This is a genomic window from Rhizobium alarense, assembly GCF_021555155.1.
Lineage (GTDB): Bacteria > Pseudomonadota > Alphaproteobacteria > Rhizobiales > Rhizobiaceae > Rhizobium_D > Rhizobium_D alarense.
In genome coordinates, this window is the sequence record NZ_JAKGBU010000095.1 from 1 (window position 1) to 19,204 (window position 19,204).

17 protein-coding genes and 2 pseudogenes are annotated in these 19,204 nt (G+C 64.1%); 6 read left to right on the plus strand and 13 right to left on the minus strand.

All coding sequences use genetic code 11. The features are described from left to right. Positions 1 to 131: 131 nt before the first annotated feature. Both LXM94_RS22105 and LXM94_RS22110 read left to right on the plus strand, forming a co-directional pair. Positions 132 to 662, plus strand: a pseudogene (locus LXM94_RS22105) (IS481 family transposase); the annotation flags it as partial. Next, positions 649 to 759 (plus strand): annotated as a pseudogene (locus tag LXM94_RS22110) (IS6 family transposase); the annotation flags it as partial. The pseudogenes LXM94_RS22105 and LXM94_RS22110, both read left to right, overlap by 14 nt. A 188-nt stretch (positions 760 to 947) precedes the next feature. Here LXM94_RS22110 and LXM94_RS22115 read toward each other — a convergent pair. Next, positions 948 to 1,754 carry a ferredoxin--NADP reductase gene (locus tag LXM94_RS22115; protein WP_235773639.1) on the minus strand — a complete coding sequence of 269 codons (807 nt, stop codon included), beginning with the start codon at positions 1,752 to 1,754 and terminating at the stop codon, positions 948 to 950. A 223-nt stretch (positions 1,755 to 1,977) separates the two neighbouring features. Here LXM94_RS22115 and LXM94_RS22120 point away from each other — a divergent pair, with 223 nt between their 5' ends. After that, complete coding sequence (locus LXM94_RS22120) at positions 1,978 to 3,198, plus strand: amidohydrolase family protein (RefSeq protein ID WP_235773640.1); 1,221 nt, start codon at positions 1,978 to 1,980, stop codon at positions 3,196 to 3,198. A gap of 24 nt (positions 3,199 to 3,222) precedes the next feature. On the opposite strand, the gene LXM94_RS22125 is transcribed toward LXM94_RS22120, so the two are convergent. The 6 genes from LXM94_RS22125 to LXM94_RS22150 are packed head-to-tail and all read right to left on the minus strand — an operon-like array spanning position 3,223 to position 10,465. Then, positions 3,223 to 3,807: an amino acid synthesis family protein gene (locus tag LXM94_RS22125; RefSeq protein ID WP_235773641.1), complete on the minus strand. Its 585-nt coding sequence runs from the start codon at positions 3,805 to 3,807 to the stop codon at positions 3,223 to 3,225. Further along, a complete protein-coding gene (locus tag LXM94_RS22130; RefSeq protein ID WP_235773642.1) occupies positions 3,804 to 4,388 on the minus strand; it encodes an amino acid synthesis family protein in 585 nt (194 codons plus the stop codon). Before LXM94_RS22130 ends, LXM94_RS22125 begins: the two co-directional genes overlap by 4 nt. Continuing rightward, the gene (locus LXM94_RS22135; RefSeq protein WP_235773643.1) at positions 4,381 to 5,298 is read right to left on the minus strand and encodes a UPF0280 family protein; all 918 of its coding nucleotides are present in this window, start codon (positions 5,296 to 5,298) and stop codon (positions 4,381 to 4,383) included. Before LXM94_RS22135 ends, LXM94_RS22130 begins: the two co-directional genes overlap by 8 nt. Before the next feature lie 19 nt (positions 5,299 to 5,317). Continuing rightward, positions 5,318 to 6,811, minus strand: a complete 1,494-nt coding sequence (locus LXM94_RS22140) for a 6-hydroxynicotinate reductase (protein WP_235773644.1) — start codon at positions 6,809 to 6,811, stop codon at positions 5,318 to 5,320. A gap of 13 nt (positions 6,812 to 6,824) precedes the next feature. Beyond that, complete coding sequence (locus LXM94_RS22145; protein ID WP_235773645.1) at positions 6,825 to 9,617, minus strand: molybdopterin-dependent oxidoreductase; 2,793 nt, start codon at positions 9,615 to 9,617, stop codon at positions 6,825 to 6,827. Further along, positions 9,614 to 10,465, minus strand: a complete 852-nt coding sequence (locus LXM94_RS22150) for an FAD binding domain-containing protein (RefSeq protein WP_235773646.1) — start codon at positions 10,463 to 10,465, stop codon at positions 9,614 to 9,616. The genes LXM94_RS22145 and LXM94_RS22150 overlap by 4 nt, the downstream gene beginning before the upstream one ends. A gap of 290 nt (positions 10,466 to 10,755) precedes the next feature. Here LXM94_RS22150 and LXM94_RS22155 point away from each other — a divergent pair, with 290 nt between their 5' ends. Beyond that, the gene (locus tag LXM94_RS22155) at positions 10,756 to 11,211 is read left to right on the plus strand and encodes a MarR family winged helix-turn-helix transcriptional regulator (protein WP_235773647.1); all 456 of its coding nucleotides are present in this window, start codon (positions 10,756 to 10,758) and stop codon (positions 11,209 to 11,211) included. A gap of 6 nt (positions 11,212 to 11,217) precedes the next feature. On the opposite strand, the gene LXM94_RS22160 is transcribed toward LXM94_RS22155, so the two are convergent. The 5 genes from LXM94_RS22160 to LXM94_RS22180 form a co-directional block, all read right to left on the minus strand. Further along, positions 11,218 to 11,916: an ABC transporter ATP-binding protein gene (locus LXM94_RS22160; RefSeq protein ID WP_235773648.1), complete on the minus strand. Its 699-nt coding sequence runs from the start codon at positions 11,914 to 11,916 to the stop codon at positions 11,218 to 11,220. A 2-nt stretch (positions 11,917 to 11,918) separates the two neighbouring features. Next, positions 11,919 to 12,656, minus strand: a complete 738-nt coding sequence (locus LXM94_RS22165) for an ABC transporter ATP-binding protein (protein WP_235773649.1) — start codon at positions 12,654 to 12,656, stop codon at positions 11,919 to 11,921. Further along, positions 12,644 to 13,603 carry a branched-chain amino acid ABC transporter permease gene (locus LXM94_RS22170; RefSeq protein WP_235773655.1) on the minus strand — a complete coding sequence of 320 codons (960 nt, stop codon included), beginning with the start codon at positions 13,601 to 13,603 and terminating at the stop codon, positions 12,644 to 12,646. The genes LXM94_RS22165 and LXM94_RS22170 overlap by 13 nt, the downstream gene beginning before the upstream one ends. Beyond that, positions 13,603 to 14,484 carry a branched-chain amino acid ABC transporter permease gene (locus tag LXM94_RS22175; protein ID WP_235773650.1) on the minus strand — a complete coding sequence of 294 codons (882 nt, stop codon included), beginning with the start codon at positions 14,482 to 14,484 and terminating at the stop codon, positions 13,603 to 13,605. The genes LXM94_RS22170 and LXM94_RS22175 overlap by 1 nt, the downstream gene beginning before the upstream one ends. Positions 14,485 to 14,654: 170 nt before the next feature. Further along, positions 14,655 to 15,968, minus strand: coding sequence for an ABC transporter substrate-binding protein (locus LXM94_RS22180; RefSeq protein ID WP_235773651.1), 1,314 nt, complete (start codon positions 15,966 to 15,968; stop codon positions 14,655 to 14,657). A gap of 369 nt (positions 15,969 to 16,337) precedes the next feature. Between LXM94_RS22180 and LXM94_RS22185 the strand changes: the two genes are divergently transcribed. Continuing rightward, the gene (locus LXM94_RS22185; RefSeq protein WP_235773652.1) at positions 16,338 to 17,810 is read left to right on the plus strand and encodes a hypothetical protein; all 1,473 of its coding nucleotides are present in this window, start codon (positions 16,338 to 16,340) and stop codon (positions 17,808 to 17,810) included. A gap of 622 nt (positions 17,811 to 18,432) precedes the next feature. Beyond that, entirely contained in the window at positions 18,433 to 18,657 is a 225-nt protein-coding gene (locus LXM94_RS22190; RefSeq protein ID WP_235773653.1) for a heavy-metal-associated domain-containing protein, read from the plus strand. 259 nt (positions 18,658 to 18,916) lie between these two features. On the opposite strand, the gene LXM94_RS22195 is transcribed toward LXM94_RS22190, so the two are convergent. Beyond that, positions 18,917 to 19,204 (minus strand): class II D-tagatose-bisphosphate aldolase non-catalytic subunit (locus tag LXM94_RS22195; protein ID WP_235773654.1); only part of this gene is annotated, 288 nt, incomplete at its 5' end.

The window sequence follows — 19,204 nt, forward strand, 5'->3', positions numbered from 1 at the left end:
CACACCTTCTTCTCCGCAATATGCATCGCCGCGACCGTCATCTTCTGGCTCTGATCAATGAGTCCTGAGCCTAGATGTTTGATCCCGGAGTTTGATGGTGCATTATTTTCCCAGACTTGGAGGGATGCACCATGGGACAAGTTCTGCATGGCAGCGCCACAACGACAGAGGCAGTCCGTAGAGCAATACAGAATAGTAAAGAGAGCCCAAGGGCGCTTTCGAAGCGTTACGGGATTAATCAGAAGACCGTCGCCAAATGGAAGAAGCGAACCTCGTTGGCCGATCTGCCGGCAGGGCCGAAAGACCCGCATTCAACGGTCCTGTCCCTGGATGAGGAAGCGGTCGTTGTCGCCTTTCGCAGGCATACATTGCTGCCGCTCGATGATTGCCTTTATGCGCTCCAACCGACGATCCCGCATCTGACGCGTTCTTCCTTGCACCGATGCCTGCAGCGCCACGGCATTTCGCGCCTGCCGGATGTTGAAGGCGATAAGGAGCCGAAGAAGAAGCTCAAGAACTATCCGATCGGCTATTTCCACGTCGACATTGCCGAGGTGCAGACAGCTGAAGGCAAGCTCTATCTCTTTGTCGCTATTGATCGAACATCCAAGTTCGCCTTTGCCCAACTGGTTGAAAAAGCAACCGCAAAAAGGGCTCAACAATCGGGCGGAGAATTCCCATCAGCCAATCCGGCGACGAGAGCGGATCATGAAGCGCTTCAAGTCACAGCGCCATCTGCAACGCTGCCTCTCCGTCCACTCTTTCGCAAATTTCCACTTCTTGGATGTTCAACGTCTTTTCGCGGACCGCGCTTCTCTCCGGAAGCAGCATTCTTCTTCTTGCGAAGCAACCGCCTGAACGGCGAGCGCCGAAGCTACCCCAATCCCTGAGACGTCATCAGCCGCGCAGCTTCATCGGCATTCATGCCATCTTCGAAATCCACTCCCTCAGCCGACGAAGGCCCGTTCGACGACGAAAGTCGCCGGCGCATTGTTGGCGCCTTCGACGAGTCCGAAGGATTCCAGCATCGCCTTCGTATCCCTCAGCATCTCGGTGGAACCGCAGATCATCGCCCGGTCGACGCCGGGATCGATCGGCGGGAGCCCGGTGTCCTCGAAGAACTGTCCCGAGGTCATCAAATCGGTGATGCGGCCCATATGCGGCGACGGTTCGCGCGTCGTGGTCGTGTAGAGCCGCAGTTGGTCGGCCAGTTCGCCGATCAGCGGGTCGCCTGAAAGGGACGCGGCCATCTCGCGGATATAGGTAAGCTCGGCCACATCGCGGCAGGTCTGGACGAGGACGATCTGTTCGAACTTTTCGTAGGTTTCGAGATCGCGGATCAGGCTCGCGAAGGGAGCGACGCCCGTGCCGGTCGACAGCAGATAGAGGCGACGTCCCGGTATCAGGGCGTCGAGTACCAGCGTACCGGTCGGCTTCTTGCGCATGAGCACCGTGTCGCCGATGCCGATCTTCTGGAGGTGTTCGGTCAACGGACCGCCCGGCACCTTGATCGAGAAGAACTCGATCTCCTCGTCCCAGGCAGGACTTGCGATTGAATAGGCGCGATAGACGGGCTTCTCCGCATTGGGCAGGCCGATCATGACGAACTCGCCGGAGCGGAAACGAAAGCTCGCGGGCCGCGTGATGCGGAAACTGAACAGCCGATCAGTATAGTGCCTGACTGCCGTCACGGTCTCGGCAAAGACATTTTCGGGGATCGCGAAACCGCCCGGCCGGTTGTCGTTCATCACCATGAGAGCTTCTGCGTGCGCTGCGCCTGCCGACGGTCCGGTCATCGATTTCCTCTGGCTCTAAGTTCGATAATTCGTTAGTATACTAACGAATTTGGTTTTGCAAGTAATGTTCCATTTGCGAGAAAAATTTAAGCCTCGACAGGTGATTTGACCCACGTTAGCATTCGCATACAAATGCTGCCTCACCGGACGGCGGCGTGTCGGGAATTAAGGGGAAACGACAATGGCGGACGTGGCGGGCGGTACGGAAAAGGCCGGCAGGCTGGTGATCCGCAACATCGGGCTCATCCTTTCGGGCAAGCTGGAGCAGCCGATCCTCGACGGCGACTGCATCGTCTGCGACGACGGGCTGATCACGGCCGTCGGCTACGAGAAGGACGTCGACACGGAAGGTGCCAGGACGATCGTCGACGCGAAGGCGACGACAGTGGCGCCCGGCCTGATCGACAGCCATGTGCATCCCGTCATCGGCGATTACACGCCCCGCCAGCAACAGCTGAACTGGATCGATTCGACACTGAACGGCGGTGTGACGACGATGATTTCCGCCGGCGAGGTGCACACGCCCGGCCGGCCGCGCGACATCGTCGGTCTGAAGGCCCATGCCATCGCATCGCAGCGTTTCTACGAGAATTTCCGTCCCTCCGGCGTCAAGGTTCTGGCCGGAGCGCCGGTGATCGAAAGGGGCATGGTCGAGCAGGATTTCAAGGATCTGGCGGAGGCCGGCGTCAAGCTTCTCGGCGAAGTGGGACTCGGCAGCGTCAAGGACGCCGGTGACGCCAGGACGATGGTGGCCTGGGCGCGGAAATACGGTATCCAGAGCACGATCCATACGGGCGGCCCCTCGATCCCGGGCTCCGGCCTGATCGACAAGGACGTTGTGCTTGCCGCCGACACCGACGTCGTCGGCCATATCAACGGCGGCCATACCGCCCTTCCCGACGACCAGATCGTCTGCATCTGCGAAAGCTGCACCCGTGGCCTCGAAATCGTGCACAACGGCAACGAACGCGCCGCACTGCTGACGGTCAACACCGCCCGCGAACTGAAGCAGCTCGACCGGGTCATTCTCGGAACCGACGGGCCGGCGGGCTCCGGCGTCCAGCCGCTCGGCATCCTGCGCATGGTGTCGCTGATCGCGAGCCTTTCCAACACCCCCGCGGAAATCGCCTTCTGCTTTGCGACCGGCAATACGGCGCGCCAGCGCAATCTCGATTGCGGCATCATAGAACCCGGCAAGGCTGCCGATTTCGTCATCATGGACCGTGCCCAGCACGCGCCCGGCAAGACGGTGCTCGACTCGGTGAAGCAGGGCAACCTGCCGGGCATCGGCATGACCATCATCGACGGGATCATACGCACGCAGCGCAGCCGCAACACGCCACCGGCCAATGCCCTGCCGGAGATCGTCTTCGGGCGGTACGATCGCTACGAGGCGCGATAGATCCACAAGGACGACGCTGGCCCGCTACCGCAGGCCGTCCTTGCCTTCGATCTCGCTCGTCGTGAGGCCGCCGACGCGCGGCAGCGGGCGCCCGCTGTCGGTGACGGCCACCGCCACCATGATCTCGTTGGCGCGGGGCGCGTCGTTGATGCTGACTTCCATGCCATCAAAATGCGAGCGGACATAGGCGGCGTCCTTGTGGCCGAGCGGTATGTCGAGCATCTGGCCCGGCCCGCCGCGCTTCTTGGACGACGGCACCAGCGCGGCCCCCTTTTCAACGGCGGCCCGCAACGGCTTGCCCATGGCGGGATGCAGGAGCGCTGCGGCATGCTCCAGTTCGCCGTTCTCGCCGACAAGCGCCGCCTTGCCATAACTCTCGGCCTGCGACGGCTCGATCCCGAGTGCCGCGACACACCGCTCGCCGAGCAGGCCACCGAGTTCCGCGCCGATATCGATCAGCAATGCGAGATCCTCGACATATTCGCCCGCGAACGGATTGCGAATGACGGCGACGGCCGCCGCCTTGCGCGTCGGCGGCGTGATCGTCCGGCCCATCTCGGCATGGGTCTCCTCGACGAAGACCGCGATCTTCCGAATTTCCGCTTTCATCTCAGGCCATCCTCCCCTTTGACGTCTTCCGCGCGCAGGCCGCCGACACGGGCATGGATCCGAGCGCCGGTCGTCATGACGAGCGCCAGCACGATCTCGCCGGAACGCGGCGCATCGGAAAGTCCGACCTCGACGGCGTCGAAATGACTGCGGACATAGGACGCGTTGACATGAGTGACGGGCACGTCGAGGCGCACGCCGGCGGCCCCGACTTTCTTGGTCGAAGGCACGATCGCCTTGGCATTTCCAAGCGCCTCGCGCATCGCATAACCGCCCGGCACATGCCACAGCGCGCCATGCTCGAGTTCGCCGGCCTGCCCTACGATGGCGCCCTTGCCATAGCCCTCGATCACCGCCGGATCACCGCCAAGCGCATCGATGAGCCGTTTGGCCATGAGGAGACCCAATGGCTCGAGGTCCTTCATGAAACCCTCGATCTCGGGGTGATAGGCGCCAGCGAAGGGGTTTTCGATCACCGCCAGCACGGCGCCCCGCTTCAACGGCTTTTCGGCCGACGGACCGCCCTCATGGTGGATATCCTCCACCATGGTCAGGAATTTGCGGACTTTTGGTTCAGGCATGAGGGGCGTGCTCCATGAATGCGACAGGTGTGTTGGTGGAGACCGAAGAAGCCCGATTGCCCCCGGCAACCCTGCCCTCTCCTTGCAGGAAGAGAGCGGCTTTTTCCATCAGGTCGAGGCCGATCAGCCTCTCTGCTTCGGCAAGGCCGTTTTCCAGCGCGCGTTCGACGTCGCCGGGGTTCAGCCGCCCACAGGACAAGACGACGAGACGATCGCCGAGATCGCTGTCGTCCACCCGCGCGCTGGCCGGCACGCGAACGATGGCGGGATGACCCTGAAGATCGACGGCGTTGGCGATCAGCGTCGCGGCCGCATCGGCCGCGGCGGCATCGCGCGCAACGACGGTCACGGAGTCGGCGATACCGAAGGACAGGCTGCGCCCGCCCCGGCCGCTGGTCGCGACGCCGCGGCTTGGAGAACCGGCGTCAAGGCGGAACACCCCGAGCGCTGTACCGTCCTCGCGGGCCACGCGAATGTGAAACGCGGTATCTTCCGCCAGATGCAAGGCGATGTCGCCGCCGTTGTTGACGTAGACCCGCCGCAACACCTGACCCGTGGCAGCCGCCATCATCGTCGCCAGCATCTCGTCGGCGACGGCGCCTGCGACAGCAGCCATCGGCGTGATGAACCGGTCCACTGCATGGGGACGAACGGCGGCGACCATTCGGCGCGCCGTCGACCCGCTCGCACGGGGCATGGCCGGCGCCGCCTCGCTGCGCAGCAACGGCAGTTCGTCCACAAGTTCCTGCAGCACCGTCTCGAACCGCACGATGGCTGCCTCGAACACCGTCCGGCAAAGTCCGTCATCGGCGTCAACGCCGATGACGAGATCGATTGGGCCATGCTGCAGGTGCAGCCGCCTGCCGCCTGCGGCACCGTCCGGCAGATATCGCGCTTGCGGAGGCAGCATCAGACAGGTCCTCCGTGCATCAGGCGCGCCACTTGAAGTTCTCGCCGGCCGTCGGCCAGCGCGTGTCGTCGCGCGGGGCGACCCGCCGCTCGGCGACCTTCAGCGCCTCCTCAATCGGCACGACCGCCTCCATGTGCCCTCCGAGCGCCCGATAGTCGTCGAGCCGCATCGTGAATTCGATCGGCGCGACCAGCGCCGGCGTCGGCACATAGCCGAACGCATTGGCCGGCATCTGCGTAACGTCCGCCATCACGGTGATCCCGCCGCCGGGCCAGACATAGGCCGGCGCGCCGCCGCAGGAGACATAGGTCAGCGCCTCCTTCACCGAGCGCGTGAGTTGCACCGGATTGCGGGTGACGCCGGCCCGCAGGCTGCCGCCCGCGCCGCCCATGAACAGCACCGAGGCGACCGCCGGCTCGCAGTTCTCGGCGATCTGGTCGACCGAAAAGCGAATCGGCTCCGGCAGATCGGTCTGGAGTACGGGCCGCAATTCCGCATTGAGGATATAGTAGCCGTACTGCTCGCCGGTCGTGGAAACCATCAGCATGCGCAGGCCGGCATAGGCGGCTTTCGGGTCGAAATCGCCGAGGATCGACAGCGGATCGGAGATGTTCGTGCCGCCCCAGCCCGTGCCGGGCTCGGCCACCTGGAAATAGCGGCCGGGCGTCGAACGGCGACCCTTGATGCGGATGCCGGTCGACGGCACGTCGAGCAGCCGACCGGCCTGGTGCTCGGAGAGCACTCCGGTGATGTGGTCGTCGACGACGACGACCTCGTCGACATGCGGCGCCCACTGCTTGGCGAACATGCCGATGGTCGCAGAGCCGCAGCCGACGCGCATGCGCTGTTCCTCGACGCCGTTGATGATCGGCGCGGCACCGGCCTTGACCGTGACCTCCGCGCCGCCCTCGATCTGCATTTCGACGGCCTCGCCGTTGCACAGGCGCAGCAACGCGTCGCAGGTCACGCGGCCTTCCTTCTTGGAGCCGCCGGTCAGATGATGAACGCCGCCGAGCGACAGCATCTGTGAGCCGTACTCGCCGGTGGTCACATGCCCGACCTGCTCACCGTCGACGCGCACGGGCGAAGCCTCCGGCCCGAGATAGCGATCTGTATCGATCTTCACCTTAGCACCGCAATAGCTGAAGATACCTTCGGTGACGACGGTCACCATGTCGATGCCGCGCTCTGTCTGGGATACGATGAACGGTGCCGGCTTGTAGTCCGGATAGGTGGTGCCGGCGCCGACAGCGGTGACGAAGCTCCGCTTCGCCTGCACGAGATCGCCGTCCCAGTCCTCGCCCTCCGTCCCGGGCAAGAAGGACACGACCTTTCCACCCTCGTTCACCGTGTTTTCGATGATTGTCAGCGGATCGACACGGATCAGGTCTCCGCCGACATTGGCATAACGATCGCAGGCGCCGGCCTTGCCGTCGGCGATGTAGCACATGACCGGACAGGCATCGCACCGGATCTTGCCGTTGACCGTGCTGTCGCTCTGCTGTTTGACCATGGTGGATGTCCTGTCAGGTCTGCGGTGCCGTCGCCACACGGATCGCGGCGAGCACCTTCGCCGGGGTCGCCGGCAGATGATGGATACGCGCACCGGTCGCATGCCGGATCGCGTTGAGGACGGCGGGAGCCGTCGGGATCAGCACGTGCTCGCCGAGGCCTTTTGCTCCGTATGGTCCGTGAGCATCCGCCACCTCGACGATGATGGTTTCGATCGGCGGTATGTCACCGGCGGTCGGGATCAGATAGTCGTGCAGGTTTTCCGTTCGCCCAGGCAGGAACTCCTCCATCAGCGCAAGGCCCACGCCCTGCGCGATACCGCCCTGTACCTGGCCTTCTACGAGCAGCGGATTGATCGCCTTTCCGACGTCGTGCGCGGCGACGAAATTCCTGAGCTTCACCGTTCCGAGCCCGATGTCGACGTCGAGTTCGACGAGATGGGCGGCGTAGCCGAAGACCGCATAGGGGTTACCCTGGCCGTTCGCATCGAGCGGCTTGGTCGGCGGATCGTAGGTCTCCTCGGCCATCAGGACATAGCCGAATGCGTTCGGCACGGGAGCCTCGTCGAGCGCCACCGTCCGCCGCACATTGCCATCGACCAGGCGGATCGTGGCGCCGTCGAGCACGATCGCGGCCGCATCGGAAACGTTCGCGAGCCGCAGGATCTGGCGGCGAAGCGCCTCGCCGCAGAGCCGTGCGGCATTGCCGGAGACATAGGTCTGGCGCGAGGCCGACGTTTTGCCGGCATCCGGCGTCAGGTCCGTATCGGGGCCGACCAGCCGGATGACATCCAGCGGCACGCCGAGCGCTTCTGCAAAAATCTGGGTGATGACCGTATTGGCGCCCTGCCCGATATCCGTCGCACCCTGATGCAGCACGAGTGTGCCGTCAGGGCGGATACCGGCGCGGACCGTCGATGGATTGGGCAGCGAGGTGTTGCCGCAACCGTACCATCCGCCGGCGATCCCGATGCCGCGCCGCAGCGGGTTCCCCGAGCGCTCCGCCTCGGCATTCCATGCGGCAGCCTCCGCGCAGGCCCGCTTCCAGGCCGGTTCGAGCGCATCGAAACAGTCTGCGATCCCAACGCCCTGCGTGAAGACCTGTCCCGTCACGGTCGGCTGGTTGTTGCCAAGCGCATTCATGCGCCGGAACGCCAGCCGGTCGATGCCGAGCCGAAGCGCCAGGTCGTCGAATACTTGCTCCTGCGCCACCGCCGATTGCGGCACGCCGAAGCCGCGGAATGCGCCCGAGGGCGGACAGTGCGTGTGGATCGCCCGGCTGCGGGCGCGATAGTTCTCGATGCGATAGGGGCCGGAGGCGTGCACCGGGACACGGTTCGCGACCGTCGGCCCCCAGGAAGCGTAGGCCCCGGTGTTGAAGTCGCCCTCGAAGTCGAAGGCCGTGATCCGGCCCGTCCCCTTCACCCCGACTTTCACGCGGATCGCACTCGGATGACGCTTGGTCGTCGACTGCATCGATTCGGTCCGGGTGTAGGCGATGCGGGCGGGCTTTCCCGTCACCCAGGCGGCAAGGCCGATATAGGGCTGCATGGAGAGATCGAGCTTCGAGCCGAAGCCGCCGCCGCATGCGGTCGGCACGACGCGCACCGCATCCGGCGCAAGCCCCATGATCTCCGCCATCGAGTCCCGGTCCATGACCGGCGCCTGTGTGCAGCCGTAGATCTCCAACCGGTCGCCGACACGCCGGGCATAGCCGGCCTCCGGCTCGATATAGGCATGTTCGATGAAGCCGGTCGAATAAGATGCTTCGACGATCAGGTCCGCAGCGGCGAAACCGGCCTCGAGGTCGCCGCGCTGCACGAGCCCGCGGCACATGACGTTGCCCGGCCGCTCTTCATGCAGAAGCGCCGCCTCGGGCACAAGCGCCGCCTCCACCGTCATAGCGGCGGGCTTCTCCTCCCAGCTCACCGGAAAGGCCGAGAAATCGAGCGTTTCGACGATTTCCGCCGGGCCGACGACGGCAGCGACGGCCTCGCCGCGAAAGCGCGCCACGCCCTCGGCGAATACCGGCTGGTCGGCGAAGGGCGGAATGACGCCGAAACAGTTGCGTCCCGGCACATCGGACGCCGTCAATATGGCCTCGATGCCCGGATTGGCGTGCCGATAGGCCGCCAGATCGCCGAAGGAGAAGGCGGCATGCGGCCAGGGCGACCGCAGCACCCGGACCACAAGCGCATCGTCCGGCGCCACGTCGTCACCGAACGCCTCGGTGCCATTGACCTTGGCCAGGCCGTCGAGGCGCGGGATGGAGGCACCGACGCGGCCGTCCGCCGCCGCTACCAGCCCGGGACCGGTGCCGCCTGCATCGAGGATCGCATCGATGATCTTGCGATAACCGGTGCAGCGACAGAGAACGCCGCCGACCGCATTCTCGACGGATGTTTCGTGAAGCGGCTTGCCGGAGCGCAACAGAGCGACCGCCGAGACCATGACGCCCGGCGTGCAGATGCCGCACTGGGCGGCGCCGTGCCGCTGGAACGCGGCGGCGAGCGCCTTTGCCGTCTCGTCGTCTTCCGTCAAACCGCGCACCGTCTCGACGGTCGCCCCTTCGGCGCGGGCGAGCGGCGTCGTGCAGGCGCAGACCGGCGCACCGTCGAGCAGCACAGTGCAGGCGCCACAGTCGCCGGCGTTGCAACCGATCTTGACATCGAGGCAGCCGAGATCGTCGCGCAAGGCCTGCGACAGGCGTGTGGCCGGATGCACCTTTGCGGCGACGGTCTTTCCGTTGAGCATCAAACCGATTGCCTGGCAGGCCGCAGCAAGATCGACATGCGCGATCCGGTTCATGCCGCAATCTCCCTGGTCTCGGCCGTCGCGGCGCACAGCGCGCGGCGGATCAGTTCTCCCGCCGCATCGATCCGGTAGGCCGCATCGGCACGAACGTCGTCGATCGGGGAAAGCGGCGCGAGATGGCGCCCAGACATGGCCGAGGCGAGAACCTCGGGCAAGGCCGGCAGACCGATCAGGGCCGCCTCCAGTTCGGGCAGGCGGCAGGCGACGGGCGAACAGGCTCCGACGGCGATGCGCGCCCGCACGACCCGCCCGTCAGCATCCGCCTCGACGATGACCGCCACCATGGCGATGGAGATGACGAGGTAGCGGCGGGCACCAAGCTTCAGGAAGGCGGATCGACCCGCCTGCTTTCGTATGCGAATGGCCGTCACCATCTCGCCTGGTCGCAATTCGACACGCCGGACGCCGGTGACGAATGCATTGAGCGGCACAGTGCGCGTTCCGTCGAGTGAACACACTTCGACGTCGGCCTCCAGCGACAGGAGCGGCGGAATGCCGTCGGCCGCCGGCGAGGCGTTGCAGATATTGCCGGCAATGGTGCCGGTGTTCTGGATCTGGACGGAGCCGACCTCACGCGCTGCGGCCTGCAAGCCATGGAAACAGGCGGGCAGATTCGCGCTTGCGACGTCGGTCCAGGTGGTCGCCGCGCCAAAGTGCCAACCGTCGGCGGTCGTCGATATGCCGCGAAATTCCGGCACGCGGGAAATATCGAGATAGGAATCGGTCGCCGGCCGGTCCCGCAATGCCGGATAGACATCCGTCCCGCCGGCGACGATCCGGACGCGTTCAGATGCAAGTATCTGCAAAGCTTCGTCCCTGCTCCGTGGAGCGAAATATTGCATTGCGGTTCCCAATTTTTTTGTTTGTATGCAAACGAGTATCTGCCGACATTTCGGCTCTGTCAAGCGCCGGAGCCTCACGGTGAATGACACCGTTCCGGGCGTGCCTGTCCCTGAAAATTCAAGGTATGGCCCATTCGGCCCGGGCACGACGGCGTCGGATGGCTCGATCATTTGCATGCCGTTAAAATCGATGTATAGCACGACATGCGCGCCGCGAGCAGGCGTGCGATTCAGCGAATGCCGGGCGGCGAGCGAACCGACCCGACGGAGCGATCGGGAGAGAGCGTCAGGTGACGGATGAGAACGGGAAATCGGCGGAGACCGGCACGCTTCCGGCGACCTATGTCCTCGGTGAGCAAATCGGCTTCTTCCTGCGTCAGGCCAACCAGCGCCATGTCGCGATTTTCGCGAGCCTGATGAATGACAAACTAACGACCACCCAATGGGCGGCACTGACGAAGCTCAAGGAAGTACAGCCCTGCTCGCAGAACCAGCTCGGTCGCGACATCGCCATGGACGTCGCGACGATCAAGGGCGTGGTCGATCGTCTCGTCAAACGCGGTTTCGTCAGCACATCGCCGGACCGGACAGATGCTCGCCGGCTCGTTCTGTCGCTGACCGAAGAAGGCCTCACCGCCATTGACCAGAACGTCGCGCTGGCGCTGGATGTCTCGGAGCAAACGCTGAGCCCGCTGACACCCGCCGAACGCATGATGCTGATCGAACTGCTGCGCAAGATCAGCTGACACGCGTCATCCCACGCCGACATAGCGCGACAGAAGAGACGGATCCGCCCGCAAGTCGTCGACGCCCACCGTTGCCCGCACCTTGCCGTTTTCGACGAAGCTCACGCGGTCGGCGACCGACAGCACCGCATCGACGCGCTGCTCCACGAGCAGGATCGCCTTACCCTGATCGCGCAGTCGCTGCACGACGTCTCGGATGGTCGCGATCATCGACGGCATCAGGCCCTCCGTCGGCTCGTCGAGCAGGATCACCGCGGGGTCTATGCAGAGTGCCCGCGCCGTCGCCAGCATCTGCTGCTCGCCGCCGGAAAGCGTGCCGGAGACTTGGTCGAGGCGCTCCCGCAAGCGTGGAAACAGGTCAAGCGCGCGCTCCATCACCTCCCGGCCGGTGTTGCGCGCCATCAGCCCGATCTCCAGGTTGTCGCGCACGGTGAGTTCGGCGAACAGCCGGCGTCCCTGCGGCACGTAACCGATTCCGCATTTCGGCACCTCGTGCGGCTTCAACACCGTCAGTTCGCGCCCATCCAGCGTCACGCTTCCCGAGCGCGACGGAAGCAGGCCCATGATCGATTTCAGCGCGGTCGTCTTACCGGCACCGTTGCGTCCAAGCAGGCAAAGCACTTCGCCGGCCCTCAGCGACAGAGAGAAGCCTTTCAGCGTCTGGCTGCTGCCGTGATAGACGTCGAGGTCGGTCACCGTCAGCATGATCACTGCGTCCCCAGATAGGCGGCCTGTACGGCCGGATTGTCACGGATCGCCTCCGGCGTGCCGTTTGCCAGCACCTCGCCCGCGTTCAGCACGGTAATCGCATCGGCGAGGCGCATGACGACCGGCATGTTGTGTTCGATCAGCAGAACGGTCGCGCCCCTGGCGATATCCCGCACGAGATCGCAGAAATTATCGATTTCGCTGTCAGACAGGCCCTGTGTCGGCTCGTCGAGGATCAGCAGCTTCGGTTCCAGCGCAAGCCCCATCGCCACCTCGAGCAGCCGCTGGTGCCCGTAGGAGAGTTCACCCGCCACGGCATCCGCCCGGTCGGCGAGGCCGACTTTGTCCAAGGCCCGAACGACTGCCTGGTCGATCGCCACCTTGCCCTGGTGGTCCTTGCCGCGCGAAAGGGCACTCTGGGCCGCAAGGGCGACATTCTCGCCGGCGCTCAGCCGTGCGTAGACGCTGGTGATCTGGAACGTATAGGCGATCCCGGCGCGCACCCGGCGATGCGCCGGCTCCTTCGTAATGTCGCGGTCGAGGAAGCGGACACTGCCGCTGCTCGGCGCGATGCGGCCGGAAAGCAGCGAGACGAAGGTCGTCTTGCCGGCGCCGTTCGGCCCGATGATCGCGCGGATCTCGCCTTCGGAGAGGGTGAAGTCGACATTTTCGACGGCCTTCAGCCCGCCGAAATGGCGGCTCAGGCCCTCGGTGCTGAGCAGCGTCACGGCAGCCATTTGATCCACCTCTCGCGAACGGTGCCCAGAAGGCCCTTGGGGAAAAACAGGACGAGCGCGATCAGCGCGATCCCGATGATCAGCAGATACGCGGTGGTGAACGCGCTGGCGACATCGATCATGTAGAACATCGCGACCGTACCGAGCAGCGGCCCGAGCACCGTGCCGGCTCCGCCCAGGAGCGTGAAGAGCAGTGCCTCGATGGAATACTGGATCGAGGCGAAGGACGAGCCGACATAGGCAAAGAGAAGCGCATAGGCCGATCCCGCCATGGCGGATAGCATGCCGGAGACGACGAGCGCCTTCAGCTTGATGCGGAACGTGTCGTAGCCGAGCATCAGCGTGCGCGGCTCGTTCTCGCGGATGGCGACGAGTGTGCGCCCCATCCGGCCCCAGACGATCGATAGGCAGACGACGACGGCGAGTGCGAGAAGGGCAAGCGCGATGTTGTAGCGCACCGTCGGGCTCGTCAGGTCGAAGGTCAGGCCGAGCAGGTCGAACCGCCGGGCAGCCTCCGGCATGACCAACCCCTCGTCGCCCCGTGTATAGGTGGTGAAGTAGAGGCTCGCGAGATAGGCCACCTGCGCGAACATCATCGTCACGATCATGAAGGCGACGCCGGTCGTGCGCAGCGCAATGAGGCCGATCAGAAGCGACACCACGAAACCCGCCGTAATCCCCGCCAGGAACGCGGCAGGCACGCTCCAGCCGAGATGATAGGCGGCCATGCCGGCGCCATAGAGACCGGCGGCGAAGAACATGGCATGGCCGAGGCTGAGAAGCCCGGCATAGCCGAAGAGCAGATTGTAGCCCATGGCGAAGACCGCCAGCACCATGATCCGCGTCATCGCCAGATGGTGATAGTCCGGCAGCACGAACTGGAGCGCGAAGAGCAGCACAAGCACCGACAGGTGCAGCAGCGCCGACTTGGGGGCAGCGGAGTGCATCATCGCGCCTTCGCTCCGAACAGTCCCTCGGGCTTGAAGACGAGCACGAGCGCGACCAGCAGCGTCGAGATCATCTTGGCGAGCGTCGGCGAGAAGAAGACGGAGATGATGCCGTCACTCAGCCCGATGATGAGGGCCGCGACGACAGTGCCGCGCAGGCTGCCGAGGCCGCCGATGATGACGACGATGAAGGAGAGCAGCAGCGGGTCGAGCCCCATCAGGTAGTGTGCCTGCCGGATCGGCACGATCAGCACCGCCGCAACGGCAGCAAGCATCGCACCGGCGGCGAAAACGTAACCGTAGACCTTGTCGATCGGGATGCCGAAAGCCTGCGCCGTCTCCCGGTCGAACTGGGTGGCCCGCATCACGAGGCCGAGCCGCGTGCGGGTCAGGGTGTACCAGCAGCCGGACAGCAGGACGATTGCGGCTGCGATCACGAACAGGTTGTAGCCGGAATAGCCGAACCAGGGCAGCTGGACGCGATAGTAGAACGGCGCGTCGACCGGCCTTGCATCCGGGCCATAGACGATCAGGACCGTCTGCTGGATGACGTAGAGCATGCCGATGGTCGCGACGATCGTCGCCTCCGGGTCGTAGTTCAGCCGGCGCAGCACGAGGCGTTCGCCGGCAAAGGCGATCGCGCCGACGGCAAGCGGACTGATGACGAGAGCGACGAAGAAACCAACCGCCGGATGGACCGACAGCATGGACGCCACCCACCATGCGACGACGGCGCCGAGCATATAGAATTCGCCATGCGCCACGTTGACAACGCGCATGACGCCGAAGACCAGGCTAAGGCCGAGCGCGGTCAGCGTCAGCACCGCCGCCTGGACGAGGCCTTCCAAGGTAGCAAGCAGCAAGAAGGGGCCGAGGTCCAAATCCAGTGTCCTTTCGAAGGCATCGTCCGGTCAGAAGAGCCGATGCGACCGGTCGCTGCAATGCCGTTTGGCGGCGCACGCACGTGCCGTGCGGGAAGGCCTTGCCTTCCCGCGTCGACATCACGAGGTCTAAGAATGGGCCGCAAGCCTTCGGGCCGCGCCTTGGGAGGCTATAGGGACATTTTTGTGTAGTCGGCCGTGACCTCGTAGAGACCGTCTTCGATCGCGGTCTTGTGCACGACGTCCAGCCGGCCGTTTTCCACCTTGGAAATAAACTGGCGGCCATAGCACTGGTGGTTCTTGCCGTTGAAGAGCTTGGCGCCCTGCGGATGGTCCCGGCCCTCGTCGAATGTCTCAAGCGACTCCATCGCCTCGATGAAACCCTGCTTGTCCTTCGGAGTCTGGCCGGAATAGCCACTCATCTCCATCGCCTGCTTGATGGTGAAGAGCGTCTCCCAACAGCCGAACATATGGGCATAGGTGGAGATATCCTTCGCATCCGCGATGCTGGCGCCGTTGTCGTCCACGCCGACGGCCACGCGATAGACCTTGTCATACTCGGTCTGGTCGGCCTGCGCATAGCGGGGATTGCCCTCCCAGAAATAGGTGCCGTCCAGCGCGCCGAGCTGCGGCGTGTTGAGGTCGACGGCCTCGAGACTGTCGATGAAGCCGAAGATCGCCGGACGCTGCGCGCCGTAGAAGTCGCCGAGTTCCTTGACGAAGGTCAGCACGGCCGGCCCGACCATGACGTGATAGAGCACCTCGGTGGAGTTCGGGATCTGCGGCAGATAGCGGGTGAAGGAGGATTCGGTCGGCGGGATGGCGATCATCTGCACGACCTCGCCGCCCTGCGCCTTCATCGCGGCCGAGAAATAGTCGCGGTGGTCGTGACCGAAGGCGTAGTCCGGGAAGATCATCGTGACCTTCTTGCCGAGATTCTGCGACACCCAGGGCGCCATGGCGCTCACCTGCGAGCGGACGTCGGTGATGCCCGGCTGGAAGCAGTAGCGGTTCAGCGAGCCCGAGGCGACGTGATAGCCTTCGGAGACCACCACATAGGGCATCTTCAGTTCGCCGGCGCGCGGCGCCGAACCGATCACGACATGCGAGAACAGCGTTCCATAGGTGACGTCGACCTTGTGCTGGGTCGCGAATTTCTCAACGACCTCGGCCCCGCGCTTCGGGTCCGTACCGTCGTCCTCGATGATGATCTCGACGGGCCGGCCGTTGATGCCGCCTTCGTCGTTGATGATCTTGGCGGCGGCGGCGGTGACGCGCTCGTACCAGCGGCCGTAGGACGCACCGATGCCGGTGCGATGGAGCTGAAGCCCGATCTTGATCGGCTCCGAGGTCTGTGCCTGGCCGTAGCGGACGAAGCCCGGCAGGGCCTGTGCGGCAAGGCCGGCGCCGGCGGCGGCGCCCATTCCGAGCAAAGCAGACCGTCTGGACAGACCTTTCTTGGGCATGAGAATCGATTTGGTCATTGTTTTCCCTCTGCTGGAAGCGAACGTCAGCCGTCTTGTTTATGTCGTGTCAGATCGTTCGTTTGCTAACAAATCACGAGAATTCTCAAATGACAATAGCAGAAGCGGCCGAGCGCGAAGAAGCGGTTTGGCCGCACCGCAGCATTCCGTGACGCGCAACCACCACGCCGCGCCCGCTTGTCTTGTACGATCGCACCCCGACTGACAAGTCTCGTACTGCGGCTCCTACCGATGGGGCGTCTCCGGTCGGCCTCATTTCGATGTCCCTGAGAAACCGGGCGGCAATGGACACCTGTGCGAAGCGGTGTTTGTATGCAAACAATAGAATTGCCCAATAGCAAGCAGGAAAACAGTGGCCGGGATCTCTTGATGCAGCAGCATGCCAAGGCAGTGAAAGGCCTTGCCCGTCGACGGTACGGCCCCGCGGCAATCGTTTCGGCGATGTCGGTCCTGGTGCTGCCGGGCGCGGCCTTTGCCCATGTCAGCGAACGCGGGCTGGTCATGCTCTTGCCGACGGGTTTCTACATGATCGGCGGGGCACTGGCGGTGATTGCCTCCTTCGCGGCACTCGCCATCCTGCCGGATCGATGGTTCCAGGCCTTGATGCGTGCCGAGTTCCCTCTGGCCGCGTGGCAGGCCGGGCCGCGGCACGCAACGAGCACGCTCGCCTTCCTCTTCCTCGCATTGCTCGTCGCAACCGGCCTGTTCGGCACGACAGACCCGCTGGAGAACCTTCTGCCGCTTACCATCTGGTCGATCTGGTGGGTCGTCTTCACGCTCACTCAGGCGGTCGTCGGCAACCTCTGGCCCTGGTTCAATCCGTGGACCGGCCCCCTCGCGCTGCTGCGACGGCTGACGGGCGGCGGCGTCGGGCGCGCGCCGCTTATGCGCCTGCCTGCCGGTGTCGGATATGTCCCGGCGATCATCCTCTTTCTGGTCTTCGCCTGGTACGAACTCGTGTCCCTGGCGCCGCAGGATCCACGCGAACTCGCGGTCGCGGCCGCCCTCTATTGGGCCTTGAATCTCGTGGCCATGGTCCTCTTCGGCGGCGGCTTCTGGTTGCGGCGGGGCGAAGCCTTTTCTGTTTTCTTCCGCCTGGTCGGCATGCTCGCACCGCTCGTCGTGGTGCGGCGTACCGGCATGGCGGGCAAGCGCGTCCTGGCGCTCGTCTGGCCCGGCCGGCAATGCCTTGCGACGCCGGCACTGCCGCCGAGCGGAATACTCTTTGTTCTGGTAACACTCGGCAGCGTGTCCTTCGATGGCTTTTCGTCGACCTTCCTCTGGCTCGGCGCGCTCGGTGTCAATCCGCTCGAGTTCCCCGGCCGAAGCGTCGTCCTCGTCCCGAACACGCTCGGTCTTCTCGGCGCCTGTATCACGCTGTCGACGCTCTTCCTCGCATCGGTCGCCTTCGGCAATGGTCTTGCCGGTCGACGCGACGGCGCTGCGTTGGCTGAGACGGCCGGCAAACTGATCTATTCGATCATTCCGATCTCGGTCGCCTTCCATGCGTCGCACTACCTGACGATATTGCTCGTCAACGGCCAGTACTTCCTGGCCGCGCTGTCGGATCCCTTTGCAGTCGGGTGGGACCTGTTCGGGACACGTGACCTGCACGTCACCAATTCCTTCATGAACACGCTCGACGGCGTGCGGATGATCTGGACGGCGCAGACCGTCGTCGTCGTGACGGGGCACGTCGTCGGCATCCTGCTTGCGCATATGATCGCGATCCGGCATTTCGGCACGACCGCCAGTGCAACCCGCAGCCAGCTCTTCCTGGCGGCCGTCATGGTCTTTTATACGGTTTTCGGCCTCTGGCTGTTGTCGACGCCGGTCGCCTGACGGCTTGGTTCCAGACCCGCCGAGGGAGGAATTCCGCATGTCAGGTACTGTATTCGGGGCGGGAGCATCGCGCAGCCGCCCATTGAATTTTCGATGAAGGATGCCGGATCGGCTTGCCAGGCGCGATGTCGTGCCGGTCTACCTCGGGCCCGATCCCTCTATTGCAGGATATCGCTGCCGTCGTCACTGACGATCACCCTGGGTTTGCAGCGCTCCGGCACCATAGCCGAAAATGGCTGCCAAAACCCGCGGGATCGAAACGGATACTTTAGGATTTGAAGATACGGTTGGAGAGCCAGAGGTTTTCGACCGGGTCGAGTTCGGGCGATTTCGGCCGGATGCCGGGTTATGGCGTCGGTGTCGCACCACGGCATGACGAGAGCTGCGGCTTCCGGGATCGCGCCGCCCCGGGGGAGCGGTAGGCGATGCTCGTGGGAGCCACCCTCTCCTCGGGATCGTCCGCAAGAATGCTGACACATCGAAGGGTTCATGAGACGGCGCTCTCGCAAAATTGCGCGGGACCGCCGCAAAAGCCGCTCTCGAAATTTCATTGACCGCTATTGACCTTGCCATGGTGGGAAGGGGCAATCTGGCTCAATGGCAAATCAGAGAGGAATTTCCGATGCACCACCTGAACATCCCCGACATGTCCTGCAGTCATTGCGTCAGCACCGTGGAAAAAGCTGTGAAATCCGTCGATCCCGACGCCAAGGTCGCGGTTGACATTGAGAGCAAGACGGCATCCATCGAATCCCCTGCCGCCGCCGAAGCCTTTGTCGCAGCGCTCGAAAACGAGGGATACAGTTCGAAGCTTGAGCTTGCCGGCCTCGCGGAATCTCGAACATGATTGCACCGATGTTCAAAGAAATTTTCGCAGACCTTCTCCCGGCCGCTGTCGTGCCGGTGGGCAGGATGCGCGATTTGTCGGCAACAGCTCCTGATTTTTCACGGGAATGGAGCACATCTCTCGAATGAACGCCAGCCTACAGGACGGCGGGCCGAGATCGCCTAGTTGCGCGCAGTCGGCGAGCGGGTCGACGCTGGCTTGCCTGACCGCGATGCGTCACCGGCTGATAGCGATTGGCGCTCCGATCACGCTCTTTGCTTCAATCTATCGCTTGCGCATATATATTCAGGATCCGCTCCACGCTCGCTCCGACCAGGTCGGAAGCCGTCGGCGCAATCCGCCCCTCGCTCACCAAAGGTTCAAGATGGGCCAGGTATTGGCTGAGGAGCGGCCTGGGAATTGCGACCCCCGCCAGTGAACCCATCAGAGCATCGACTGCCGTCCGGGCCTTGGCCTTCGGCCAATAGTAGCGGATGCGGTCGGAGTAGGAGAAGTGCCGCTGGAAATATTGATCGGCCGCAGCGCCGGGGTAATATTTCTTCCAATA

Excerpts from the sequence above, each read along its gene's own strand:
- LXM94_RS22170 (WP_235773655.1), bottom strand. The coding sequence starts at position 13,603 with ATGCACTCCGCTGCCCCCAAGTCGGCGCTGCTGCACCTGTCGGTGCTT.
- LXM94_RS22130 (WP_235773642.1), bottom strand. The coding sequence starts at position 4,388 with ATGCCTGAACCAAAAGTCCGCAAATTCCTGACCATGGTGGAGGATATC.
- LXM94_RS22115 (WP_235773639.1), bottom strand. The coding sequence starts at position 1,754 with ATGGTGATGAACGACAACCGGCCGGGCGGTTTCGCGATCCCCGAAAAT.
- LXM94_RS22145 (WP_235773645.1), bottom strand. The coding sequence starts at position 9,617 with ATGAACCGGATCGCGCATGTCGATCTTGCTGCGGCCTGCCAGGCAATC.
- LXM94_RS22190 (WP_235773653.1), top strand. The coding sequence starts at position 18,433 with ATGCACCACCTGAACATCCCCGACATGTCCTGCAGTCATTGCGTCAGC.
- LXM94_RS22185 (WP_235773652.1), top strand. The coding sequence starts at position 16,338 with ATGCAGCAGCATGCCAAGGCAGTGAAAGGCCTTGCCCGTCGACGGTAC.
- LXM94_RS22125 (WP_235773641.1), bottom strand. The coding sequence starts at position 3,807 with ATGAAAGCGGAAATTCGGAAGATCGCGGTCTTCGTCGAGGAGACCCAT.
- LXM94_RS22135 (WP_235773643.1), bottom strand. The coding sequence starts at position 5,298 with ATGCTGCCTCCGCAAGCGCGATATCTGCCGGACGGTGCCGCAGGCGGC.
- LXM94_RS22120 (WP_235773640.1), top strand. The coding sequence starts at position 1,978 with ATGGCGGACGTGGCGGGCGGTACGGAAAAGGCCGGCAGGCTGGTGATC.
- LXM94_RS22140 (WP_235773644.1), bottom strand. The coding sequence starts at position 6,811 with ATGGTCAAACAGCAGAGCGACAGCACGGTCAACGGCAAGATCCGGTGC.
- LXM94_RS22160 (WP_235773648.1), bottom strand. The coding sequence starts at position 11,916 with ATGCTGACGGTGACCGACCTCGACGTCTATCACGGCAGCAGCCAGACG.
- LXM94_RS22150 (WP_235773646.1), bottom strand. The coding sequence starts at position 10,465 with ATGCAATATTTCGCTCCACGGAGCAGGGACGAAGCTTTGCAGATACTT.
- LXM94_RS22165 (WP_235773649.1), bottom strand. The coding sequence starts at position 12,656 with ATGGCTGCCGTGACGCTGCTCAGCACCGAGGGCCTGAGCCGCCATTTC.
- LXM94_RS22180 (WP_235773651.1), bottom strand. The coding sequence starts at position 15,968 with ATGACCAAATCGATTCTCATGCCCAAGAAAGGTCTGTCCAGACGGTCT.